This is a genomic window from Mesorhizobium sp. B2-5-7 (assembly GCF_006440875.1).
GTDB lineage: Bacteria > Pseudomonadota > Alphaproteobacteria > Rhizobiales > Rhizobiaceae > Mesorhizobium > Mesorhizobium australicum.
In genome coordinates, this window is record NZ_VFUO01000010.1 from 37,128 (window position 1) to 55,994 (window position 18,867).

The 18,867-nt window shown below is 61.2% G+C and carries 11 protein-coding genes and 1 pseudogene; 6 read left to right on the forward strand and 6 right to left on the reverse strand.

Annotated features, from left to right (window positions below; all coding sequences use genetic code 11):
• The first annotated feature begins 1,631 nt into the window (after window positions 1–1,631).
• The 4 genes and pseudogenes from FJ543_RS29620 to FJ543_RS29640 all read left to right on the forward strand — a co-directional run bounded on the left by FJ543_RS29620 (window position 1,632) and on the right by FJ543_RS29640 (window position 5,823).
• Complete coding sequence (locus FJ543_RS29620) at window positions 1,632–2,540, forward strand: hypothetical protein (protein WP_064993336.1); 909 nt, start codon at window positions 1,632–1,634, stop codon at window positions 2,538–2,540.
• Between the two features lie 589 nt (window positions 2,541–3,129).
• Window positions 3,130–3,465 carry a helix-turn-helix transcriptional regulator gene (locus tag FJ543_RS29630; RefSeq protein WP_013533370.1) on the forward strand — a complete coding sequence of 112 codons (336 nt, stop codon included), beginning with the start codon at window positions 3,130–3,132 and terminating at the stop codon, window positions 3,463–3,465.
• Window positions 3,458–4,702 (forward strand): annotated as a pseudogene (locus tag FJ543_RS29635) (HipA domain-containing protein). Before FJ543_RS29630 ends, FJ543_RS29635 begins: the two are co-directional and overlap by 8 nt.
• A 158-nt stretch (window positions 4,703–4,860) precedes the next feature.
• Window positions 4,861–5,823: a hypothetical protein gene (locus FJ543_RS29640; RefSeq protein ID WP_224655961.1), complete on the forward strand. Its 963-nt coding sequence runs from the start codon at window positions 4,861–4,863 to the stop codon at window positions 5,821–5,823.
• A 967-nt stretch (window positions 5,824–6,790) separates the two neighbouring features.
• On the opposite strand, the gene FJ543_RS29645 is transcribed toward FJ543_RS29640, so the two are convergent.
• The 6 genes from FJ543_RS29645 to FJ543_RS29670 all read right to left on the reverse strand — a co-directional run bounded on the left by FJ543_RS29645 (window position 6,791) and on the right by FJ543_RS29670 (window position 16,927).
• On the reverse strand, window positions 6,791–7,213 hold the full coding sequence (locus tag FJ543_RS29645) for an ASCH domain-containing protein (RefSeq protein WP_064993338.1): 423 nt from the start codon (window positions 7,211–7,213) through the stop codon (window positions 6,791–6,793).
• A complete protein-coding gene (locus FJ543_RS29650) occupies window positions 7,213–8,508 on the reverse strand; it encodes a hypothetical protein (protein ID WP_064993339.1) in 1,296 nt (431 codons plus the stop codon). The genes FJ543_RS29645 and FJ543_RS29650 overlap by 1 nt, the downstream gene beginning before the upstream one ends.
• Window positions 8,505–9,266: a hypothetical protein gene (locus FJ543_RS29655; RefSeq protein ID WP_064993340.1), complete on the reverse strand. Its 762-nt coding sequence runs from the start codon at window positions 9,264–9,266 to the stop codon at window positions 8,505–8,507. The genes FJ543_RS29650 and FJ543_RS29655 overlap by 4 nt, the downstream gene beginning before the upstream one ends.
• Window positions 9,267–12,389 (reverse strand): hypothetical protein, encoded by a 3,123-nt coding sequence (locus tag FJ543_RS29660; protein WP_140698298.1) that lies wholly within the window; start codon window positions 12,387–12,389, stop codon window positions 9,267–9,269.
• Complete coding sequence (locus FJ543_RS29665; RefSeq protein WP_064993342.1) at window positions 12,386–12,706, reverse strand: hypothetical protein; 321 nt, start codon at window positions 12,704–12,706, stop codon at window positions 12,386–12,388. Before FJ543_RS29665 ends, FJ543_RS29660 begins: the two co-directional genes overlap by 4 nt.
• 156 nt (window positions 12,707–12,862) lie before the next feature.
• Window positions 12,863–16,927: a hypothetical protein gene (locus FJ543_RS29670; RefSeq protein WP_064993343.1), complete on the reverse strand. Its 4,065-nt coding sequence runs from the start codon at window positions 16,925–16,927 to the stop codon at window positions 12,863–12,865.
• A 283-nt stretch (window positions 16,928–17,210) separates the two neighbouring features.
• On the opposite strand from FJ543_RS29670, the gene FJ543_RS29675 reads away from it, so the two are divergent.
• Window positions 17,211–17,549, forward strand: a complete 339-nt coding sequence (locus FJ543_RS29675; RefSeq protein ID WP_064993359.1) for a helix-turn-helix transcriptional regulator — start codon at window positions 17,211–17,213, stop codon at window positions 17,547–17,549.
• On the forward strand, window positions 17,539–18,819 hold the full coding sequence (locus FJ543_RS29680) for a HipA domain-containing protein (protein ID WP_064993344.1): 1,281 nt from the start codon (window positions 17,539–17,541) through the stop codon (window positions 18,817–18,819). The genes FJ543_RS29675 and FJ543_RS29680 overlap by 11 nt, the downstream gene beginning before the upstream one ends.
• The last annotated feature ends 48 nt before the right edge of the window (window positions 18,820–18,867 follow it).

Here is an 18,867-nt window from a genome sequence, read left to right on the forward strand (position 1 = left end):
AAAGGCGCCTCTGAGGGACACCGCGTGCGGGGAGTGGCAACTCTGGCCTGACCTTTACGTCATCACAAACGTTTTGGCCCATAACGAGGCGGTTCCTTTGAAGTCGCCGTGCCGAAGATACATCCATAGTCCCCGGCGGATTCCGATTTCAGCCGTGAGCACTTGCTCAAAAGCTTCGGTTGCACTTTGCGACTGTTCCCCATCGAGGTGCGGATCGCAGGGTTAAATCCTGCTTCCGAGAGCCGGGGGCAAGGACTCGAACCGCGTCCCAGTCTCCTGGCCCGTTCCTGGCTTGGACGAAATCGTTCTGGAGCGGCCGTGCTGCCACGGCCGTAGTGAATTCGGCCCGAGTGTTCTTGCGCCCAGTTTCCCTCTCACGAGGTCGTTTCGACGTATCCCGAATCCACCAGGAATCTCAGGGTGTAGTGATGGACTCCAAGGAAGGGGGGCGGCCTCCGTCATCGTCATGACGCCCTCCGGGTGCGGGGCCTGCGCCGCTGTGACGCGCCTCCAGCCCACGAGCACGGCACCCAGCCCGTGCCTGCCCTCCAGGAGTCCTGCGGGGGGCATTTTCCTGCAACCTCAGCACCACTCCGCTTGAATCGGCGGGTCGGGCCGGCGCAGCGCCGCACGAGATCGTCGAGGTTCGCCTTCATAAAGCGTCTGCTACAATAGACCGCTGTATTGATTGCGCTGCCCGCGAGATTGCAGCAGGCAGGTCCAGCCACCTCCGGCGAGGTCACGGCCGGGATATCAGCGGCCTCTTCGTCTGCTGCGACAGCCAATCCAATGACATGATGCATCAGGAACACGTCCACGAAGTACGCAGCGTCGTCCCGTGAAATCGGCAACATGTCTGCGGTGATTTCATTATGGATATAGGACTCGGCATCCCAAAGGGTGCGAGTCAGCTTCTCGTTGGCGGGCTCAATGCGCTTATGGCTCTTTCGAGCGCGGTGTTGGCGGCCTCGATAAGGACAGTACGGTCGGCCCCGGCGACTGGCAGGGACGCAATAACGGCATGGGAATGCATGACGAACTTTTCATTCTGGAGTGGCGGTCTCTTGCCTCAGCATTTCGGTCGCCATCCCGACGCTGGTTTTTGTGGGGTGGCTCGTCGAAGCGCCGGCGCCACCTTGTGCTCACATGCGCGGCCGCAGGATACGCGAGAATTCGGCAGATTTAATCAAAGAGCACGGCAGCGCCAGGGACAGAACGGTGTCGGCACAGTAGGCGAAAGGGCGATCTCGAGCTTTAGCTCCCCGCACGAAGCGGTCTGGAACCAAGCCTGATCTCCGGAGCCGCCGTCGCGCGTCCCGCCATGCGCAGGCGCGCGCAGTCCGCAAGGGCTTGAGCGGAGCGTCCCTTGCGGACGAGCACGGCTGGGCGAGAGACAGAGCGCGTCGGAGGCAGCGGGTTCAGGCGCCTGATCCTTGGTGAGTCCAGAGCGTCTTCTTTGGTCGACCGCTCGGCCGAAACGCCGTTCCTGGGGTGGCAACCTGGCCCTACCATCTCGAAAGCAGGGAGCTAACGGGATAGGCCTTCCGGTTTAGGCACGCGTTGTCTGGTCGGCGGATAGATGAGTGTTCTGATGTCTGCTAAGATCGAAACCAAGAGTCGAGGGGGCGACAATGGTTGAAGTGTTCCGCGGAAGGGGCGGTAAACTCGAACACGAAGGGGCCGCGCTCGGTAGAATCCATGCGCAGGCAAATCACCGGAAGGCGTTGGGGTACTGGCTCGGGTTCTTGAAGGGCGTGATGGCCAGCGAGCGGGTCGAGAGCGCGGAGATGCCGCCACTCAGGGTCGAAGCTGAGCAGTTCCTGTCCCTTCTTCACGACGACGATGCTGCCGAGCTCATTCGCGATCTGGATGTGTGGGGTAACGCGCCCGAAGAGATCTACGCCATCCTTGAAACAATAGTCGGCATACGCTCGCGGGAGTTTATCGCCGCTGACGAGAAGGACGAAGTCAACGAGTTCTACGGGTTCTGTGCCGGTATCGCCTGCGACAACTCCATCACGCCCGCAGAGGTCGAAAGACTGCTGTCCAGGTTGGACTCGAGTGTGGTCCTGCAGAGAGACAGCCGCGTGGCGTCTCTCGGAGAAACTGCCAGAAGGTCTATTTCTGACCGTCGCATAACCGCCGAGGAGGCAGAAGACATATGCGGGTGGATTGCCCATCTTGTCGGCGACAGCGCGACAGATACGGGGCTGCCTACCTTCGGCAATGTGGGTGTCATTGACGGCGCCTTGGAGGATGCAAGCCGGCTCGTAATTCCGAGTCGGATGTTCGTCCTCACGGGAAAATTCGCCATTGGCCCGCGAAAGGTAATCGCTGAGATGATTTGCGAACGCGGCGGTGATTGGAAGGAAACCGTCTGCGGCCAGACCGACTACCTCGTCGTCGCGGCCGAAGCGTCTCGGGACTGGAAGCACAGCCATGAAGGCACGAAGATCATAAGGGCAATGGAGCTTCGCGAAAAGGGAGGTCGGCCGGATCTGGTTCTTGAACCGATGCTGGCCAAAGCGTTGGATTTCTGACCGCCTCCATCCGGCGAAGGAAAACCTATTATCTTGGAGGTGCGGCTTCAGAGCATGGTCGCGTCGGAGGCGCGGAGCCTGAATACCCGAGCCTTAGTGGATCCTGATACGGGTCTGGGCGCTCGCCACCTTTCTTGACAGTTTTTAAGGCGGGCAGCGGCCGCACCTGCACGAACAATATCTCCCACAGCATCGCGGCACGGTCGTATCTCCCACAGCATCGCGGCACGGTCGTGCTTCACTGGTTCACCCGAAGCAAAAGCGAGGCTCGATGTGCGCCGATGCTATGCTATTTCTCCGTCATGCCGAGATGACCCGTTCGCATCGCGGCCGCTCTCTCGCCTGCACTTGCCCAGATCGACCGCATAGTGACGGAGACAGACGCTCCTTTCACTCAGGTCGTCCGAACGAGCTTCGATGACGTGATGACCACGCTCGCCGCGATCGCCGACGACTGGGGGGTCCCGTCGATGCCGTCACGACGGCGGTAATAGAACTTCGTTCTCCATTGAGATGAGGCTTCAAGGGCTAGATGAATTGTAGTCTTCGTGCTACATAACGGACCAATCTGTAGCGCGAAGGTGACATAATGCCCACTCCACACAACCCTCCGGCTGCGGTGCGGCGCGTGCTGCGCAAGCTTGGGGCTGACATTCATGATGCCCGTCGACGCCGACGGCTGCCGATGGCGGTGGTAGCCGAGCGCGCCTTCACTTCTCGCTCGACTCTGCAAAGGGTCGAAGCCGGGGACACCAACGTCAGCGTCGGCATCTATGCCGGCGTCCTGCAGGCCCTCGGCCTCCTTGAGGGCCTGGGCCAGGTCGCCGACATCAGCAACGACAGCGTCGGTCAGGCGCTCGCCAGTGCCGACCTGCCCAAGCATGTCCACCTCCAGCGGCCAACCGGATCGTCGCGCGATGGCTGACTTCGAGGTCCATATCGATTTGGACGGCCGCACACGCCCGATCGGACTGGCGAGGAGCAATCGCGTCCGGGGAACCGAGACCATCCTCTTCGAGTATGACGGAGCATGGCTTGAGGATCCGGACCGCTTCTCGCTAGAGCCAGCTCTTGCTTTGACCCGCGGAGCCTTCGCCCCCCCTGCAGGTCTTGTGACTTTCGGCTCCATCGGCGACTCAGCGCCGGATACCTGGGGCCGGCGCCTCATGCAGCGCGCCGAACGCCGCCTCGCCGACCAAGAAGGCCGCGCGGTTCGCACGCTTGTAGAAAGCGACTACCTGCTCAGCGTCGCCGACGAGACGCGACTTGGCGCCCTCCGCTTCCGCTGGGTCGGCGAAGAGATTTTCCAAGCGCCGATCCGCACGGGCGTTCCTGCTTTAATCGAGCTTGGCCGTTTGCTCCAGATCACCGAACGATCCTCCGAGACGAGGAAACGGATGAAGACTTGCAGCTCATCTTTGCCCCAGGCTCCTCCCTGGGCGGTGCCCGACCGAAGGCCTCGGTTATCGACCAACATGGTCACCTCTCCATAGCGAAATTCCCGAAGGAGACCGACGACTACAGTATGGAGACCTGGGAACAGATCGCGCTGCGGCTGGCCGGCCAGGCAGGTATTGCCACGCCTCAACACGAGCTGATCGAGGTCGCCGGCAAGCCAGTCATGTTGTCGCGACGCTTCGATCGTGACGGTGCGAGCCGCATCCCGTTCCTGTCGGCGATGGCGATGATGGGCGCCAAGGACGGTGAGCGCGGCAGCTATCCGGAGATCGTCGATGCCCTTGCTCAACACGGCGCCCAGGGGAAGACGGACGCGCATGCCCTCTATCGGCGGGTCGTCTTCAATGTGCTGGTTTCCAATGTCGACGACCACCTCCGCAATCACGGTTTCCTATGGCTGGGAAAGGCGGGGTGGTCTCTCTCGCCGGCATACGACCTCAATCCCGTCCCGACAGATCTCAAGGCCCGGGTGCTGACGACGAACATCGATCTCGATGAGGGCACCTGTTCGCTCGATCTGCTTGAACGCGTCGATATTTTTCGCGCTCACCCTGCCGCAGGCCCGCGCGATTATCAAAGAGGTCGCGACCGTGACAGCGACCTGGCGCGATACAGCCAAGGCGGTCGGCGCTCGATCGGCGGAAATCAGCCGAATGGCCAGCGCTTTCGAGCATGACGATCCCAAGCTGGCGCTGGCGCTATGACGAGGACCTTCCTCCACAATTTCGATCCGCCAACATTCAGCCCTGTCGCGGGCGCGACCGTCGACCTCGACGTCTCGGAGATCGAGGACGCCGGGATTCGCGAAGTGTTGCAGACGCCAGGGGCTGCATATGGCGCGTGGTCTATCCTGGACGCGCTGTTGACGCCAACCGGCGCGGGTACGCCCTTCATCTTCCGGGAACCGCTTGGGCAAGCCCGCGAGGTGAAGGTCGCGCTATCCGGCTTGTTCGGCCGCTTCGTTGCCCGCGCCTATCTGGAACGCTACTTCAACCTTTCGATCTTCGCGCATCTCGGCAGCCGCATCATCGACCTCGATCGCCGCCGGCAGGTCAAAGTCACGCGCTTGTCCCGCGGCGATCTGCCCGACTGGATCGCCTGCGCATCCGACCTGTCCTCCTTGACCGTGGCCGAAGCGAAAGGTTGCCACGATAATGGCGGCCCGGCCAAAGCGTTGAACCGCGCCTGGGCTCAGGCCGGACGGATAGATATCACCGCTGGAGGCCGCAAGATCACAGTGAAGCGCATTGCCATCGCGACCCGCTGGGGGATGGCGGCGCCAAATCCGACGGACGCCCACCTCTCAGTCCGCGATCCGATCGATGAAGGCGAGCCGATCAAGCCGGAGGAGAAAGACGCGCTCTTCATCGGGCTTCTCCGCCTCCATATCGCCAATCTCATCAAGTCGCTTGGGCACGCTGAGCTAGCCAGTGCGCTTCGCGGCCTCACACACCAGCCGTTCGCGCGAAGACTCCAAGGGGATCTCCAACGCGCCCGAGCGCTGCTGGATGCCACGTTGGTGAGAGAGCTGGAAAAGGCCACGACCATGGGCGGACTGATCGGAGGGATCGTCACCCGTGCCGGACCCGTCGCTGACACCGACGTTGCGCCCGCCGATCAGGAGGCGCTCGCTCGCCTCAATCTCCGGCCGGTCTTCGTCGGCATCGAGCGCGATCTCATCCGTGCCGCTATCGACGCGGAGCTGCAAACCGTTCGCATCCGCCTGACGCAGATAGGGGGTCCCGATGATTTTTCTCGGCCTGACCGCGCTGGCGGCTGGATCATCCCGATCGGTGAGGAGCGACGCATCAGAGGAGGCAACTGATCCGGTGACCACCGAACATGAGCATCGTGGGGAAACGGCCGGCGACACCAGACACGGCACGATTAGGCAGAAAGATGGAACGCAGGAGACTGAACGCGGCCACGCCGCGCTGATGCCCACTATCACCACCGACAGGGGACGAAAATTCAGATCGTCTGCCGAAACGTATTCGGCCCCGTCCGGTAGTGTCGTATACCGATACGCTGGGGAAGGCCGCGCCTTGAGGCCAAAATGGCGGCCGCCCGGGTTCAGGCTAGATACGAAGCCTCGGAGGCTGACATCAGTTATCCGAGGAGTTGTATCGCCAGGCCCCGCTCTCTCCGCCATATTATCAATAAAATCAAAAACTTAGAGTAAACTTCCGGAATTTACCCGCCAAAACGCCCATCATGCGGGATGCTATTGATTTAGACGGCATGAGACATCCGGCCGGGGTGTCCCATCGAAAAATACGATTCGGCGCGATCCCACCAATGGCTCAACCTGGATGCAATCCGATTTGGGCTGCTGGGACTAGCCGCTCTTGCCACAAGGACCACGACGATCTGCTGCGCCCCGGTTCGTGTTGTCACCGGCGTAGAGCGGGAGGACAAATTCGGACTCGACCACTCCGGTGAGGTCGCGCAACTCCTTCCCAGGTTTGTTCTCTTGGGCGCTTCTTGAAGACTTTATCGCAGGCACGCCTAGTGAAGATGCGGGTTGCTCCTCGACTACGAACGCCATGCGCTCGCGCCCCGTGTAAATGCTGGGGCGTAAGGGGACCATGAGCGTTTGCGATCAACTTCTGCCCTGCAGAGCCCGAGATTTTCGATCTCAAGCCCTTTCATCGCATCGCCTGTATAGGTCTACGCCGCGGGCTTCTCGATAGGCACCAGGAACGGCCATTGCGGTGGCCAGCGTCCGAGGCGAATTAAACGACGGAACCGGGGTTTGCGCTGCGCCAAAAGCAGGCGTGACGGTCCGCGTGTCAGAATTCCATGGCCTGTCTTGCGTTCTCCGAAACTGGGAACAACTTGAGACTGCCGCTGGCATCTACTGGCCGTTTCAACCGGCGGACATGCCGAAAACGCCAGCCAAAGGCTTCGCCTGGCATAGGGCCAGGCACCATATGCTCCGACCTGAGACGGCTCCAGCTGGCATGGGTGAACAGTTCGACGTTCACCAGCTCGGCCACGCCGACGAACCCACCCAAGTAGCTTGCGTCGATATCGGGATATCGAAACAGGGCTTCCAGCTCCGGCTTCTTGCCGGTGTGCAAGATCAACGGCCCCCGGAAGTCGGTCGGCCAGCTTCTCACTTCGATGGTTTTGCGGCCCAGCAAAATCAGTTCCGCCCAGGGCTGCTTGATGCTGAGTGCTACAAGAAAATTCGGTAGGCCGATAATGGTCATCAAGGCACCGGAAACGTCTCGATCAACTCGCGGGCGAAGCGTTGCTCGATGTCAAAAATCTCTGCCATCGTCAGCTTGCCCTGGGAATGTGTAACCGCCTCTCGCACGATCTGCGGCGCTTCGAACGCGAAGCGCTCGGGTCCATAGGACGATGCGGTGAGCTTTCGTGCCCATGCCAGATAAGCGTCGATATGGATACGCGCATCGCCGTCAGTGAAGTGCGGGTCCTTTTTGGATGTCAGATCGACCGCGTGCGGGACATCTCGGCCGCGCAAAGCGGTTCTGCGCACCGCGCAGGGAATGCAAAGTCCGCATGGTTGACCGATGCGCTTGGTAATGGCGCCGAGCACCTGGCGCGACGCCAGGTTCCAACAGGTCTCGGTTTCGAGGATGGCCTTATCGAACCGCTTGGCACCAAGATGCGCCTTCATCGCCTCGGCGGCTTCGCGTTTGGTTGTGGTCAAAAACGGGTTCTGAACCGACAACGGTTCGCCGAAGAGGTTTGAGAACAGACCGCTCGCCAAGGTGTGCAGCATGGGATGTGCATGGCGGGTCATCCGATAGGTCGCCGCCGGTGGCATCGCGATCGCCAAAGGGCCGTTTTCGAACTGGAGCAACGTCGTGGCGCCATAGGAACGCGCGACCAACGCGCCGAGCGCAAGGAACAGGAAAGAGCGATATTGAAACTGCCCGCCGATGCGTCGTCGTCCATTGGACCACGTGCATCCTACCTGGACATGGCGTTTGAAAGCGAATTGATCGGCCAACTCCGTTTGCCTTGCCTTGGCGCCATAAAAGGAAGCGAGCGCAGCGTCGGTGTCGTTGCGGCGCAGCCAGTCCAGCCCGCTGGTGCTGTCGAGGCCCGCCGAAAACAACGCGGTGGTCTGAACGCGATCTGTGTGTGAGCCATTCAACGAAAGCCGATCGAGCGCGTTCGAGGTCTTTCGCTTGGAGACCGCGAACGTCCATTCAGCGTTGCCCAATAAGCGCAGGATCGCCGTTAGGGCTGCATGGGTTGCGGTCGTCCATGCTGAGGGTTCGCGCACCGAAACAGCCACCTTTACCGATCGAACGCGCTGGCTCGAAATACGCTTGGGAATATAGCGCTCCACTTCCCAGACGAGGCGCGCCACTTCCAGGAGATCAAGCGCTCGGGGATCGAGCCCAAGCGGACCGAGGCCGGCCGCGTTGTGCCACTGGATGCTTGCAAGGTCGAGGTCGATGACCTGTGTCTCCCGCCGCGGCGCCTTGACGATCTCGATATGGGCGGGAATGGTCCGAGGCGTGCTCATCATCCGATTACCAGTTTCGAATAGTTGGCACCTATGGTCGCCAGCAGATCGCCGCTGGCAGCCTTGCGGGTGCGGACGAATTTCTCCTCAAAGCGTTGCTGGATAGCGGCGGCGATCGTATTGGCGGCGCGCTCGACCGACAACTCCGACGCCCCGAGGTCTATGCAGGATTCACCGACAATGCTTTTGGCAATGATTTGCCCGAGAAAGCCGCGACGAATGTCATTCGGGTCGGCGAAGCGGGTCCGATCGAAGGCCACTTCTACCGCTGCCGCATCGCCTCGTTCGGCCACCGCCAGGTTATCGCCCGCAAGGGCGGTTGCAAGAAACGAGCGAAACGCCAGACCGACGCGGTCGATATGCCTTTCATCGACGGCGTCGCCATGCTCGCGCAAAGCTTGGTCAATCGCCACGTCGCAATAGGCGGTGATCGATCCTGAACCTTTGGCAACGCCGCTCTGATCCAAGATGCCAGACCATCTTTGCCCTTGCATTGCCCTGCTGAGTTCTATCAACCTGTCGAGCAGTGTGGTCGCAAAGGGGTCTTGAAATAGCCCCGCCATGAAGCCCGCGCGTCCTCGTTCGCGTAGCAATGCATTGATCTCGCGCGTTAGTCGTGCCTGATCGCCGTCGGCCGTCAGCATTCGTGCGATGTCGCGCAGATACGTGATGGCCCGCAACAGGGAACCGCCCGATCCTGCCGACCCGGCGCCTCCGCCGCCGAGCGAGCCGCTGCCGCCCCCAAATCCCCCCGTTCCCATTCAGATCCTCCCTTGCCAGATTTCTTCGGCGGTCCCCCGCTTCCACGGCTCGGGCACCTTGGCGGCCAGGGGGGATTCTAGAAAAGCGGCCCAAACCGTCCCCCCGGACGCGGTGAGGACATCCAGGCCGGCATGGGTTTTTGCCGCGCGCTGCGCGTCTTCGTCTCCTGTCAGCCCTGGCAGGCGTCTGATGTCGGCCACATTGTCCTTGAGCAGCTCGATCGCGGTCTCGCGATCCGGCGCGCCCCTTGCTGCCAGACAATCCGCGCAATCTATGCGGTTCCTTATGACAACCCGTTGCGCCCAGGCATGCTCGAACAAGCGCAATGTCCGAAGCCTGGCGCGCGCATCGTCCCAACTGAACCGGCGATGACCGGTGCGCATCTCGTTCCAAGCCAACCTGTCCGCCGCGATGGCTGCGAGAAGCGGATAGCGGCGTTGCGCCTCGCCATCGGACAGTCCGGCTAGAATAAGGGCAGCGGTCTGATCGTCATTGGCGGCCTCCGCGATGCGTGCCCTAGTGTAGCGAAGTTCCATTTCCACTTCAGCAAGGTGAAGCGCTCGGGCCACCTCGAGGCCCTGCTGAACAAGTGCTTCGGCGCGGTCGCGGATAACCGGATCGAGCGGACGCATGGCTGGATCGAGAACGCATTCGGCAGCATTGCGGCTGGCCGCCGCAAAGAGGTGCCCGAAGATTGGATTCGCGAAGGCTGAGGGCCCGACCTCCTTGAGGATCGTGTCATAGACCGCAAGCGCGCCATCATAGTCATGATCAAAATACTGGCTGATGCGGGCAAGGTTGTTGCGATACTGTGACAACTGGACGGCGGCATCGGCGATACCAGCGTCGACGGCCGCCTGGGCTTCGGCCACCGCTGCCGCAGCCTCGCGGCGCATCGCTTGTTGCGCTGGCGGTTGCGTGGCGTCAGCCTTGAAACACTCCGACAACATCGCATGTTTTCGCGCCTTTTCGACAGGCGTGGAAAAGTTACGGCCGCTAAGCATGGTGCGGACCAGTGCGAATTGCTGCAAGACAATGGCGGCTTCGCAGATTGAGAACCACGGGGCGGCGGCGAGCTCGTCGACCAAGACGCGGCTTTGCGTTGCTTGATCAAACAGTCGTGCCCGATCCGAGATCGACCAGCCAGCGCCAGCCGCAAGCCAAGCGGCATTGATCGCTTCTGCGGCCTGACTTCCCTCTCTTAGTGAAGCATAGTGACGAACAACTTCGACCAGCGCGCCGAAATCGTGCTCTACCGGCCGATCAAGCAGCATTGTTATGCAGGAGCGATGGGCTGCATCAACTGTTTCGGACGGCAACAATCGCAGCATGGTGCGCCGAACCGTCTCTGCAAGCACCCGTTGTCCTGCAACGCGTACGCAAAAGGGATCGAGCCGGGTAAGTCGGGCTGCTTCCACGCCAGTTATGCGCCCGACATCACCCATGGCCAGCGCCCGCTCGGAGACGCTCAGGATAGCCGACACCAATGGCTCCGCGCGCACCGCGGCTTCGATCTCTTCGTTGGCCATGTCCATCATAAGCTGATCGATCGCCCATTGCCGGGCCGCGTCAGGGACAGCGGAACCTGCGACTACCACCGAACTCAGCGCCGCCGCAGTCACAAGCACGTCCCATGCGACCGCTGAATCGGGAACTTCCCCCAGCAAAACGACAATGTCGGGGATTGCAAGGAGTCGGGCAAGCCCGTTTAGACCTGTGTCCCGAATGGCGGCAATTGCCTGGGCGATCTCGCGATCATGGTGCCGGGGGTCAAGCTGGCGAAAGGCGTCCTCAGCCCACAACCGCAGGCGTTGATCAAAAGTCGCGCCTGAGCGTGGCAAAACCGGAACGACCGGCCGACCTGTATCACGACGCAGGGCTGCGCCAACTGAAAGCAGCCGCGCGCGCGATCCCGGATCGATTGACGCGGAACCGGTTACCGCAAAATATCGACCGGGCCGGGTCCAGGTGCGGGCGAGCGCCGACGACGTCTCATCGATCGGAGCCACCCCGTTTGCAAGCGCGGGAAGTTCGTTGGCGCCTGACAAAAGACGCACTGCCACCCAGGACGCCGGAAACGCTGGCTCGTCACCCCAGCTGACGGCGTCCACGGGCTCGCTAAGCGACCAGACGGCGGGCGCGGCGTAGTCCATCCGGCCGTCAGAGATCACATCGGCGTTGAGAGCCGCAGCACGGCTAACGGCGGCCGCCACCTCCAAAGGCTCTCCCGATGCGAAAGATCCCAAAAGCGCCTCGATCATGATGCGTGCCGCGCGCACGCGGATACGCGAGCGCATGGCGAGGACCGAAATACCCCCGCTTTGGCGCAGCGCTGTTAGCGCCGCACCTCCCTCGACACTTTGGGAGGTCTGCTCATCATGTTCGCCGAGTGAGCAGGCCCAGAAAATCCAGAACGGCGGCGCCGAATGAGGTGTTGGAAACAATCGTTGCGCTAGCGCGGAAACGGCCATCCAGCCGTCGTCGCCATCTGCCGTGCGCAGTTGCGGCGCGGGTGCCCTTTGCCCGATGCCGAAGAAGATGACCACATTCGGCCTCAACGTCCGTGCCAGCGCCACTGCTGCGTCGAGGTCATCAGCGCGAAGCTGGAGCAGGTCGTATTCGTCGATACGGCCGCTCGCGGTAGCGGCTGCCGCAAGGGTTTCAGCAAGGAAATCATGGGCTGCTTGCGGGTCAAAAGCGCGTTCGGGTCCTGGATGCCCGACCAATGCAAGCACTCTCATACGTTCCGGCACCGCCGCGAACCCGAAGCTGCGATCATCATCGACAGTCCGCACGGGCGCGAGCTTGTGGCGGTTGAGCGGACTGATTTCCGCCTGGAACGCTTCCCACGGGACGGCGGATTCCCTGGCGCCCGCGCCGATCCTTAAGAAGAGCGGTTCGCGATCCTCAAACATGCGTTCGTCGAGCGCCGCGGCAATCTCGCCTGCTGGAAAAGCAGACCTGAGTGCCAATCTGGAATCTCGCGACCAAAGGTCGAACGGGCGGTCCAGGAATGGCAGCCGCAACCAGGGAAGCCCAATGTCGCGATCCGGACCTGCACCCGTCAATCGAATGAAGCGCCGAAAAAGGTTTGACGGGGAGGAAGCTTCAGCGAGCTTCACGAACCCCACCAGGTGCGAATCTGGCGTATCAGGCTCGCCTCGTCCGCGCCTCCCAGATGCTTCTCCTCAGTCTGTCCCACGACCTGTGTGAGGAGTGCGAACGAACTGGCTCCGTAGGCCAGCGCTTCCTGAGCGGTTCCGGCATGAGCCGCTATCGACGCGACCGCACCGATGATCGCCAACAACACCACACTGAACCAATAGTAGCTTGATTTGATATATGACGGCGTCGACTCAAAGCGCTTGCGAATGGCCTTGATGATATCCGGCAGAATGCCGCCGACGGCGCCCAGCGCTGCTGTCTCGATGATCCCCATAAGCTCCCTCCCAGCTAAACATCCTCTACTATATCTTCGGCACTCTGACCAGCAATTTAAGTCTCAGTGGCGCTGTGTATTAATGCTGTGTCTTTCCGCGAATAGAAGCGACCGAACCTGACTCCACTATATTCTCACATGGCTCGAAGCGCCGTTTCAGCGTCTTCCGCTGATTAGATCGAGGACAACCACCTCGATCAGTGGCTGGCGCGCCTCGGGAATCGCGGCCTTCAACATTTCTTTCATCTCTTGGGCGCTCGCGGGCGCGGGAAGCCCGTTGGGCCTGGCCTTCAATCGCCTACCGCTCGCCGAGGGCATATTGCCGAACCACAGGACGCAGTAGATGCCGCGTTGTTCGGAGCGCCAGTCGACGAGATATTGAACATCGAGCTGGTCGGTCGCCGCATCCCAGACATTCGGGTGCCACTGACCTTTGACCTCGATGGGCAATTGCATCGTGCCGCGCGCGAAGGCGAGATCCGCCCGCTTGGTCTGAGGCATGTCCGCCTCCGTAATCCGCTGGATATCGTAGCGGGCCAATTCCGGTCCGATCATCGCCGCCAGCCGGTCGCGGCAGCGGTTCTCGTCGCGCGGAACGCCAGCATCCGTCCAGAATTCTACAACCGTATCGAGATCATCACCGGCGAGCTTGCGCCGCGCGATGTCCATCTCTTCCAGCACTATCGCCTTCAAGTCTTCGATATTGCCGGGCGGTCCGTCGTCGAGGAGCGCTGTCAAATCGCTCGGCGCCAGCCCTGAAAAATCCTCTTCCGCCCGCTTCTGCCGCTGTTCTGCTGCCATGTGCCGGATCAGCTCGGCATAGCCGTCATTGGATCCGGCAACGAGGCGCGCCATGGCTTGGCTTGCTTCGACGCTGGTGTCGCCAGCGATCAGACCAAGCAGGGAGCGCAGAAAGTCAGTTGCGTCATAGTCGTTTGTGTCGCCCGAGCCGACGCCGTTGAGCACTGCGTAGGGCCAATGCCCACGAAACTCGGTAATGATCCATTCCGCCTGTGCGACCGACAGCGGCATCATACCGCCGCCCCGCTCGAATTGGATTCGGTTGCGCAGGAACCAGATGAACCTAGGATGACCTGCACCGATCGTGTTGAGATCCGGCCTCACCAACTCAAAACGCACCAGCACATCAATTGCAAGCCACGACAGCATATGATCGAAATTGCGAAACACCATCGCGGCGCGCGCCTCTGCGATATCGCGCAGTGCATCGACCGCGCCAGCCTGGGTCAGGCAGTCGACCAGCCCTACTTCGACCTGCTCGGGAACGTTGGGAAACGCCGTCAGCCATTCAGCGGCCAGCGCAGCTCCGGTCGCCTGCCAGGCAGGATCGTGGGCGAGCTTGTAGAGCCCGCTGACATGATCGCTGCCGGCTGCCAACGCCGGTTCCATCCAGAGCCGCGCGAATGCGATGCGGGATTCGGCAGTGGGGATGACCTCGGCCTCCAGCGCGGCTTGCAGCCGCTCCTGTTCATTCTCAACGCTCCAGCCGTGATCGTCGTAGCTGAGCAGCAGGGCCGCCAGTTTGAGAGAACCCGGAAGGTCGGCCAAGCTCTTCCCGGTGCGCAGACGCTCATAAAGTCCGGCCATGATCGGGCCGCTGTAGTTATAGAACGTCCCATGTGCGAAACCCTCAGCGATTTCAGCGGCGGTGGGCAGATCGGGGCGATGAAGAACGGCCTCGAATCCGGTCAGTGCGTCGTCACCCAGCGCCGGTCCAAGGAGGCTGACCAGACGCTCGGCCGGCGGCAGGTCATTCGGCAAATCGCGGGATGACATGCCAAGATAGGCTTCGGCGGGCTCGAAGATTGCCGTGAGTCCGCCGGAGCGCAGATCGTCGCGCACCTTTTCCAACTGGTGGCGTACCACTTCGAAGGCCGCCTTCTGCTCGCGCACCCAAATGGCTTCCTTCTTGTCGTGACGGACCTTCCAGGCGGGCTTCTTGGGATTTTCGAGCTTGCGCAGGAACCTAGCCAGTTGCTTGTCGCCGCGCCGGAACGCTTCCGCGGCCAGCCGCACATTGGGATCGAGCCCGCTTGGGCCCCTGGCAATCTGCAACAAGTCCTTCCAATCTTCACGCAGGCCAGCGTCTTTTGTGTCGCCTTCGGCCAAGCGAGCGAGCGCGCAGACAATGTCGCCTGGTCGTGTTGTGAGCCCGACCAAACGGTGTTGTAAATGGTGCTCGGTCGCCCACAGGCTATCCTTGCGGCGGTCAGTCGCAAGAACGTGCTCCTGGACCGCGCGTCGCAACGCATCGTGCGTCGACAATCGGTCGGCCAGGCTCTGGTATTCTTCACGATGGGAGCGATGGGACCGTTCAATGATCTTGAGCCAGCGCCACAGCGCAGGAGCTTGGGCCGGTCCGGTAATGCCTTTATCAATTGCCTGGACGATCAGCTGAGCCACGATGTCTGCTACTTCGCCGGCCTGCCGCCAATCGTCGTTGGTCAAGAGTTCCGCATATTCGGCGATCAAATCCAGTATTCCGGCCAGTCGTGCCGTAGCTATCGTGTCGAACAGGCGCCGATATGGGCGGATTGTGTGGACGCGCCGATCCCTGCGGCGTGGCAGCGGACAACTTGTTAAGCCTAATTCGCCGAACAATGTTGCGACCAGCACCGCGTCTGGCACATCGCCCTCAATGGCTTGGATCAGCTTGCGCGCAAGGCGCGAGGTGTCGCCGCCCTGATCAGCCAAAGCTGCCACCGTCGCCTGCCACCAGGCGCGGTCGCGATATGGCATGAGGGCGTCCGCCGCGTCGGCGCGCTCGGCGTAAAAGCGCTCTCTCGACAGGACGATTACTTCGAGCGTGTCGGCCAGCTCGGCGGCCAGGGATGTGCCCTTCAATCCTTCTATCAAGAGCGAACGCAGATGCACACTGCTCGTTGCCGCCGCGATGATATCTTTGATCTTGGGCTTGAGGGCCGCGATCATCAGGCCCGCCGCCGTCTTGATGTCCCAATCGGCCGACCGGAAATACGGATCGTCGTGAGCGAGCCTGCGCAGCGCCTCGAAAAGACAATCGGCCAGATGCGGGGTCAGCGCAGCGGTCTCCCCATAGCGAAGCACACCGTAGGGGTCTTCGGCGATGATCCGCTCGGCCATTGGCGGGCTATGGTAGCCAAGCCAGGCATGAATGCCGCGCAGACTTGCGGAAACGCCGCCGCTGCCCTGCAATTGTGCCAGAACGCGGCGCTGCGTCCGCGGAGTGGTGGCCTGTCGCGAGAGCCAACGTGCGCCGAGATACTCTGCGATGACGCGGTGAATAAGTTTGGCCCGCGAAGGACCAACGCTGTGAAATAGCTTGCAGGAAAAAATCGCCCGCGCGGCCTTGGCGCTCGGCAGCTTTTCCAAATCTGACAGTCGCAGATCACCTTGCTGAACCTGCGATGCGCCCGCAGCGCTCGCAGCTTCAGCGCCCGAAAACAAAAGGCCAGCAGCAATTGCCCCTGCAGCATCAAGCGCTTCATCCTGAGTGAGTTGGGCCAATCCCATATTCTGGCGATCCGGATCGTGCTCAGGCCAGACCAATGTACAGACGCGCTCGAACAAGGCAGCCCGCGTCCCCGGCAATTGCACGTCGGTCTCGGCGACCCGTCCAGTCAGGCCAAGCGTCAAGGGATTTCGATAAAGCTCTTCCAATCCGTGTAAGGCGAGATGGTCGAGCACATGGTTGGGATCCACGGTTGAATACCGCGCAACGAGATAGGCGCGCGCTTCTGAACGGTTGAAGGGTTCGAGCGTCAGCACAATGGGATCGGCACCGTAGAGTTGGCGCAGGTCCGTTATGCTGCGCGCCTGCCATTCGCGCGAGCGGCACGAGAGGATGAACGGCGGCGAACCGGCCTCTTCGAGCTGGGCGAGGATTGCATCGACGGCGTCGCCCTCGCGCTTGGACATGGCCTCGTCGAGGCCATCAATCAAAATCGGCTTGCCCATCGCCACCAGCTTGGCCGGGTTCTTGCTGTTGATGAACCGGATCGCGGTCACCGGTTCAACGATTAACTGCCGTCCGAGCTCGCGCATGAGCTCGCTCTTGCCCATGCCAGGCTCGCCAAGAACGATCTTGTTACCGGCAAGAGCGAGAAGCCCCGGCTCATCAACCCCGGGGTCGAGTTTGGAAGTATCGCTGATCGTCAGCCGGCGCTTGAAATAGGCCGCGGCCGCATCTTTTGCAGAGGGCTGGGGAAAACCGCTTGTCATCTAAAGTTTCCTGCGGAGAAATTTCAGCTTCAAAATCACCATGAGTCGCCCTGACGTCAGTGACGCATAGCAGGCTGCCGTTGTCGACGCTTTCGCGTTAGCAGGCCCTAATGTTGGGCCGCAAAAAGGCCGTTTCCGCAGCTTAATTGTACCATAAATAGGTCGCAAAGTTATTTTTCGTCCTATTTATGAGACTCCGTGACGAGCAATGGCTTGTCAGAGGGATTTTTGCGCTATAAATGGAGCGCAAAGCGGTAAAAAGTACCATTAATGGAACATGATCATGGCTAAGCCCGCATCGAGGTCTTATTCGCGTTATAGCCGCGACGCCGCGCTGCTCCTAGGGCAACTCATCCGGCGCGCACGCATCGAGCGTCGCATAACTGTCGAGGAGCTCGGTGAGCGTGCCGGTCTATCGCGTGGTCTCGTCCACCGTATTGAACGGGGCGACCTCGGCTGCGCTATCGGCGCTGTCTTCGAGGCCGCGGCCGTCGTGGGAGTAAGGCTGTTCGATAGCGACCTGGCAACGTTTGCCCAGCACATAGCGGCGAACACCGCAACGCTGACGCTTCTTCCCCAGGCCGTACGCACGTCAACCGGTCCGGTGAAAGATGACTTCTGAAAACGCACCCCGCGAGGCTTTTGTCTGGATTTGGCTGCCACAAGCGACGGAGCCGGTTGTTGCCGGACTGTTGACGCGTGACGGCGACAAGCTGCTATTCAATTATGGCCGTTCCTACCTGGCCCGCGAAGACGCGATCGCGATCTACGACCCCGAATTGCCGCTGAAGGCAGGCGGATTGCCGCTGTCGCCTGGTCTTTCGATGCCCAACAGCATTCGCGACGCAGCGCCTGATGCCTGGGGCCGGCGCGTCATCATCAACCTTATCCTGGGCAAAAAGGGCAACGCGATCGATCCCGCGGCGCTGGACGAGCTCACTTACCTGTTGGAGTCTGGATCTGACCGCATAGGCGCGCTCGATTTCCAGGCGTCGCCCAGCAGATACGTTCCACGCCAATCGCGAAGCGCATCGCTGGAGGAGCTTTTGAGCGCTGCCGCCCGCGTCGAAGAGGGTGTGCCGCTGACGTCCGAGCTGGACCAGGCCTTGTTTCATGGAAGCTCCATCGGCGGAGCCCGGCCGAAAGCACTGATCGCCGACGCGGATGCAAAATTCATCGCGAAATTCTCCTCTCAAGGCGACGTCTACAGCGTGGTAAAGGCTGAGTTCATCGCCATGCGGCTTGCCGGCATGGTCGGGATCAATGCGGCACCGGTGCGCCTGACACAGACCGTAGGGAAGGATGTCCTGCTCATCACCCGTTTCGACCGGCAAAAGTCAGGCGATCAATGGCGCCGCCGCAGCATGGTTTCTGCACTGACGATGCTCGGCCTCGATGAGATGATGGCGCGCTATGCCAGCTATGAAGATCTGGCGCCGATCATCCGCCATCGCTTTAGCGATCCAAAGAAAACGCTGAAGGAGCTGTATTCGCGGGTAGTCTTCAATATCCTTTGCGGCAACACGGACGACCATGCCCGCAATCATGCCGCATTTTGGAATGGCTCCGAGCTGGAGCTGACCCCTGCCTACGACATCTGCCCGCAGGCGCGCGCCGGCAACGAGGCGGGCCAAGCGATGTTGATCCTCGGCAACAACCGATCAAGCCAGGTTGCGGTCTGCCTTCAGGCACATGCGGTGTTCCAGTTGTCTAAAGAGGACGCCACCGCGATCGCGGCGGCACAGATCACAACGATCCGCGATCAGTGGGATCGCGTCTGCGAGGAAGCCAATCTTAGCGTCATTGATCGTCAGTTGTTTTGGCGAAGGCAGATCCTCAACCCCTTCGCGCTCGAGGGCGCTCCAGAAAGCCTGAGAGCCCTGCTTCAGTAGAGCAAATTCGCCGTCGCGCGGAGTTCGCAAGACCCGCGATCCGATCAG

Bases quoted from the DNA above. Each gene is read 5' to 3' on its own strand.
- FJ543_RS29620 (WP_064993336.1), top strand. From the start codon at position 1,632: ATGGTTGAAGTGTTCCGCGGAAGGGGCGGTAAACTCGAACACGAAGGG.
- FJ543_RS29630 (WP_013533370.1), top strand. From the start codon at position 3,130: ATGCCCACTCCACACAACCCTCCGGCTGCGGTGCGGCGCGTGCTGCGC.
- FJ543_RS29645 (WP_064993338.1), bottom strand. From the start codon at position 7,213: ATGACCATTATCGGCCTACCGAATTTTCTTGTAGCACTCAGCATCAAG.
- FJ543_RS29650 (WP_064993339.1), bottom strand. From the start codon at position 8,508: ATGATGAGCACGCCTCGGACCATTCCCGCCCATATCGAGATCGTCAAG.
- FJ543_RS29655 (WP_064993340.1), bottom strand. From the start codon at position 9,266: ATGGGAACGGGGGGATTTGGGGGCGGCAGCGGCTCGCTCGGCGGCGGA.
- FJ543_RS29665 (WP_064993342.1), bottom strand. From the start codon at position 12,706: ATGGGGATCATCGAGACAGCAGCGCTGGGCGCCGTCGGCGGCATTCTG.
- FJ543_RS29670 (WP_064993343.1), bottom strand. From the start codon at position 16,927: ATGACAAGCGGTTTTCCCCAGCCCTCTGCAAAAGATGCGGCCGCGGCC.
- FJ543_RS29675 (WP_064993359.1), top strand. From the start codon at position 17,211: ATGGCTAAGCCCGCATCGAGGTCTTATTCGCGTTATAGCCGCGACGCC.
- FJ543_RS29680 (WP_064993344.1), top strand. From the start codon at position 17,539: ATGACTTCTGAAAACGCACCCCGCGAGGCTTTTGTCTGGATTTGGCTG.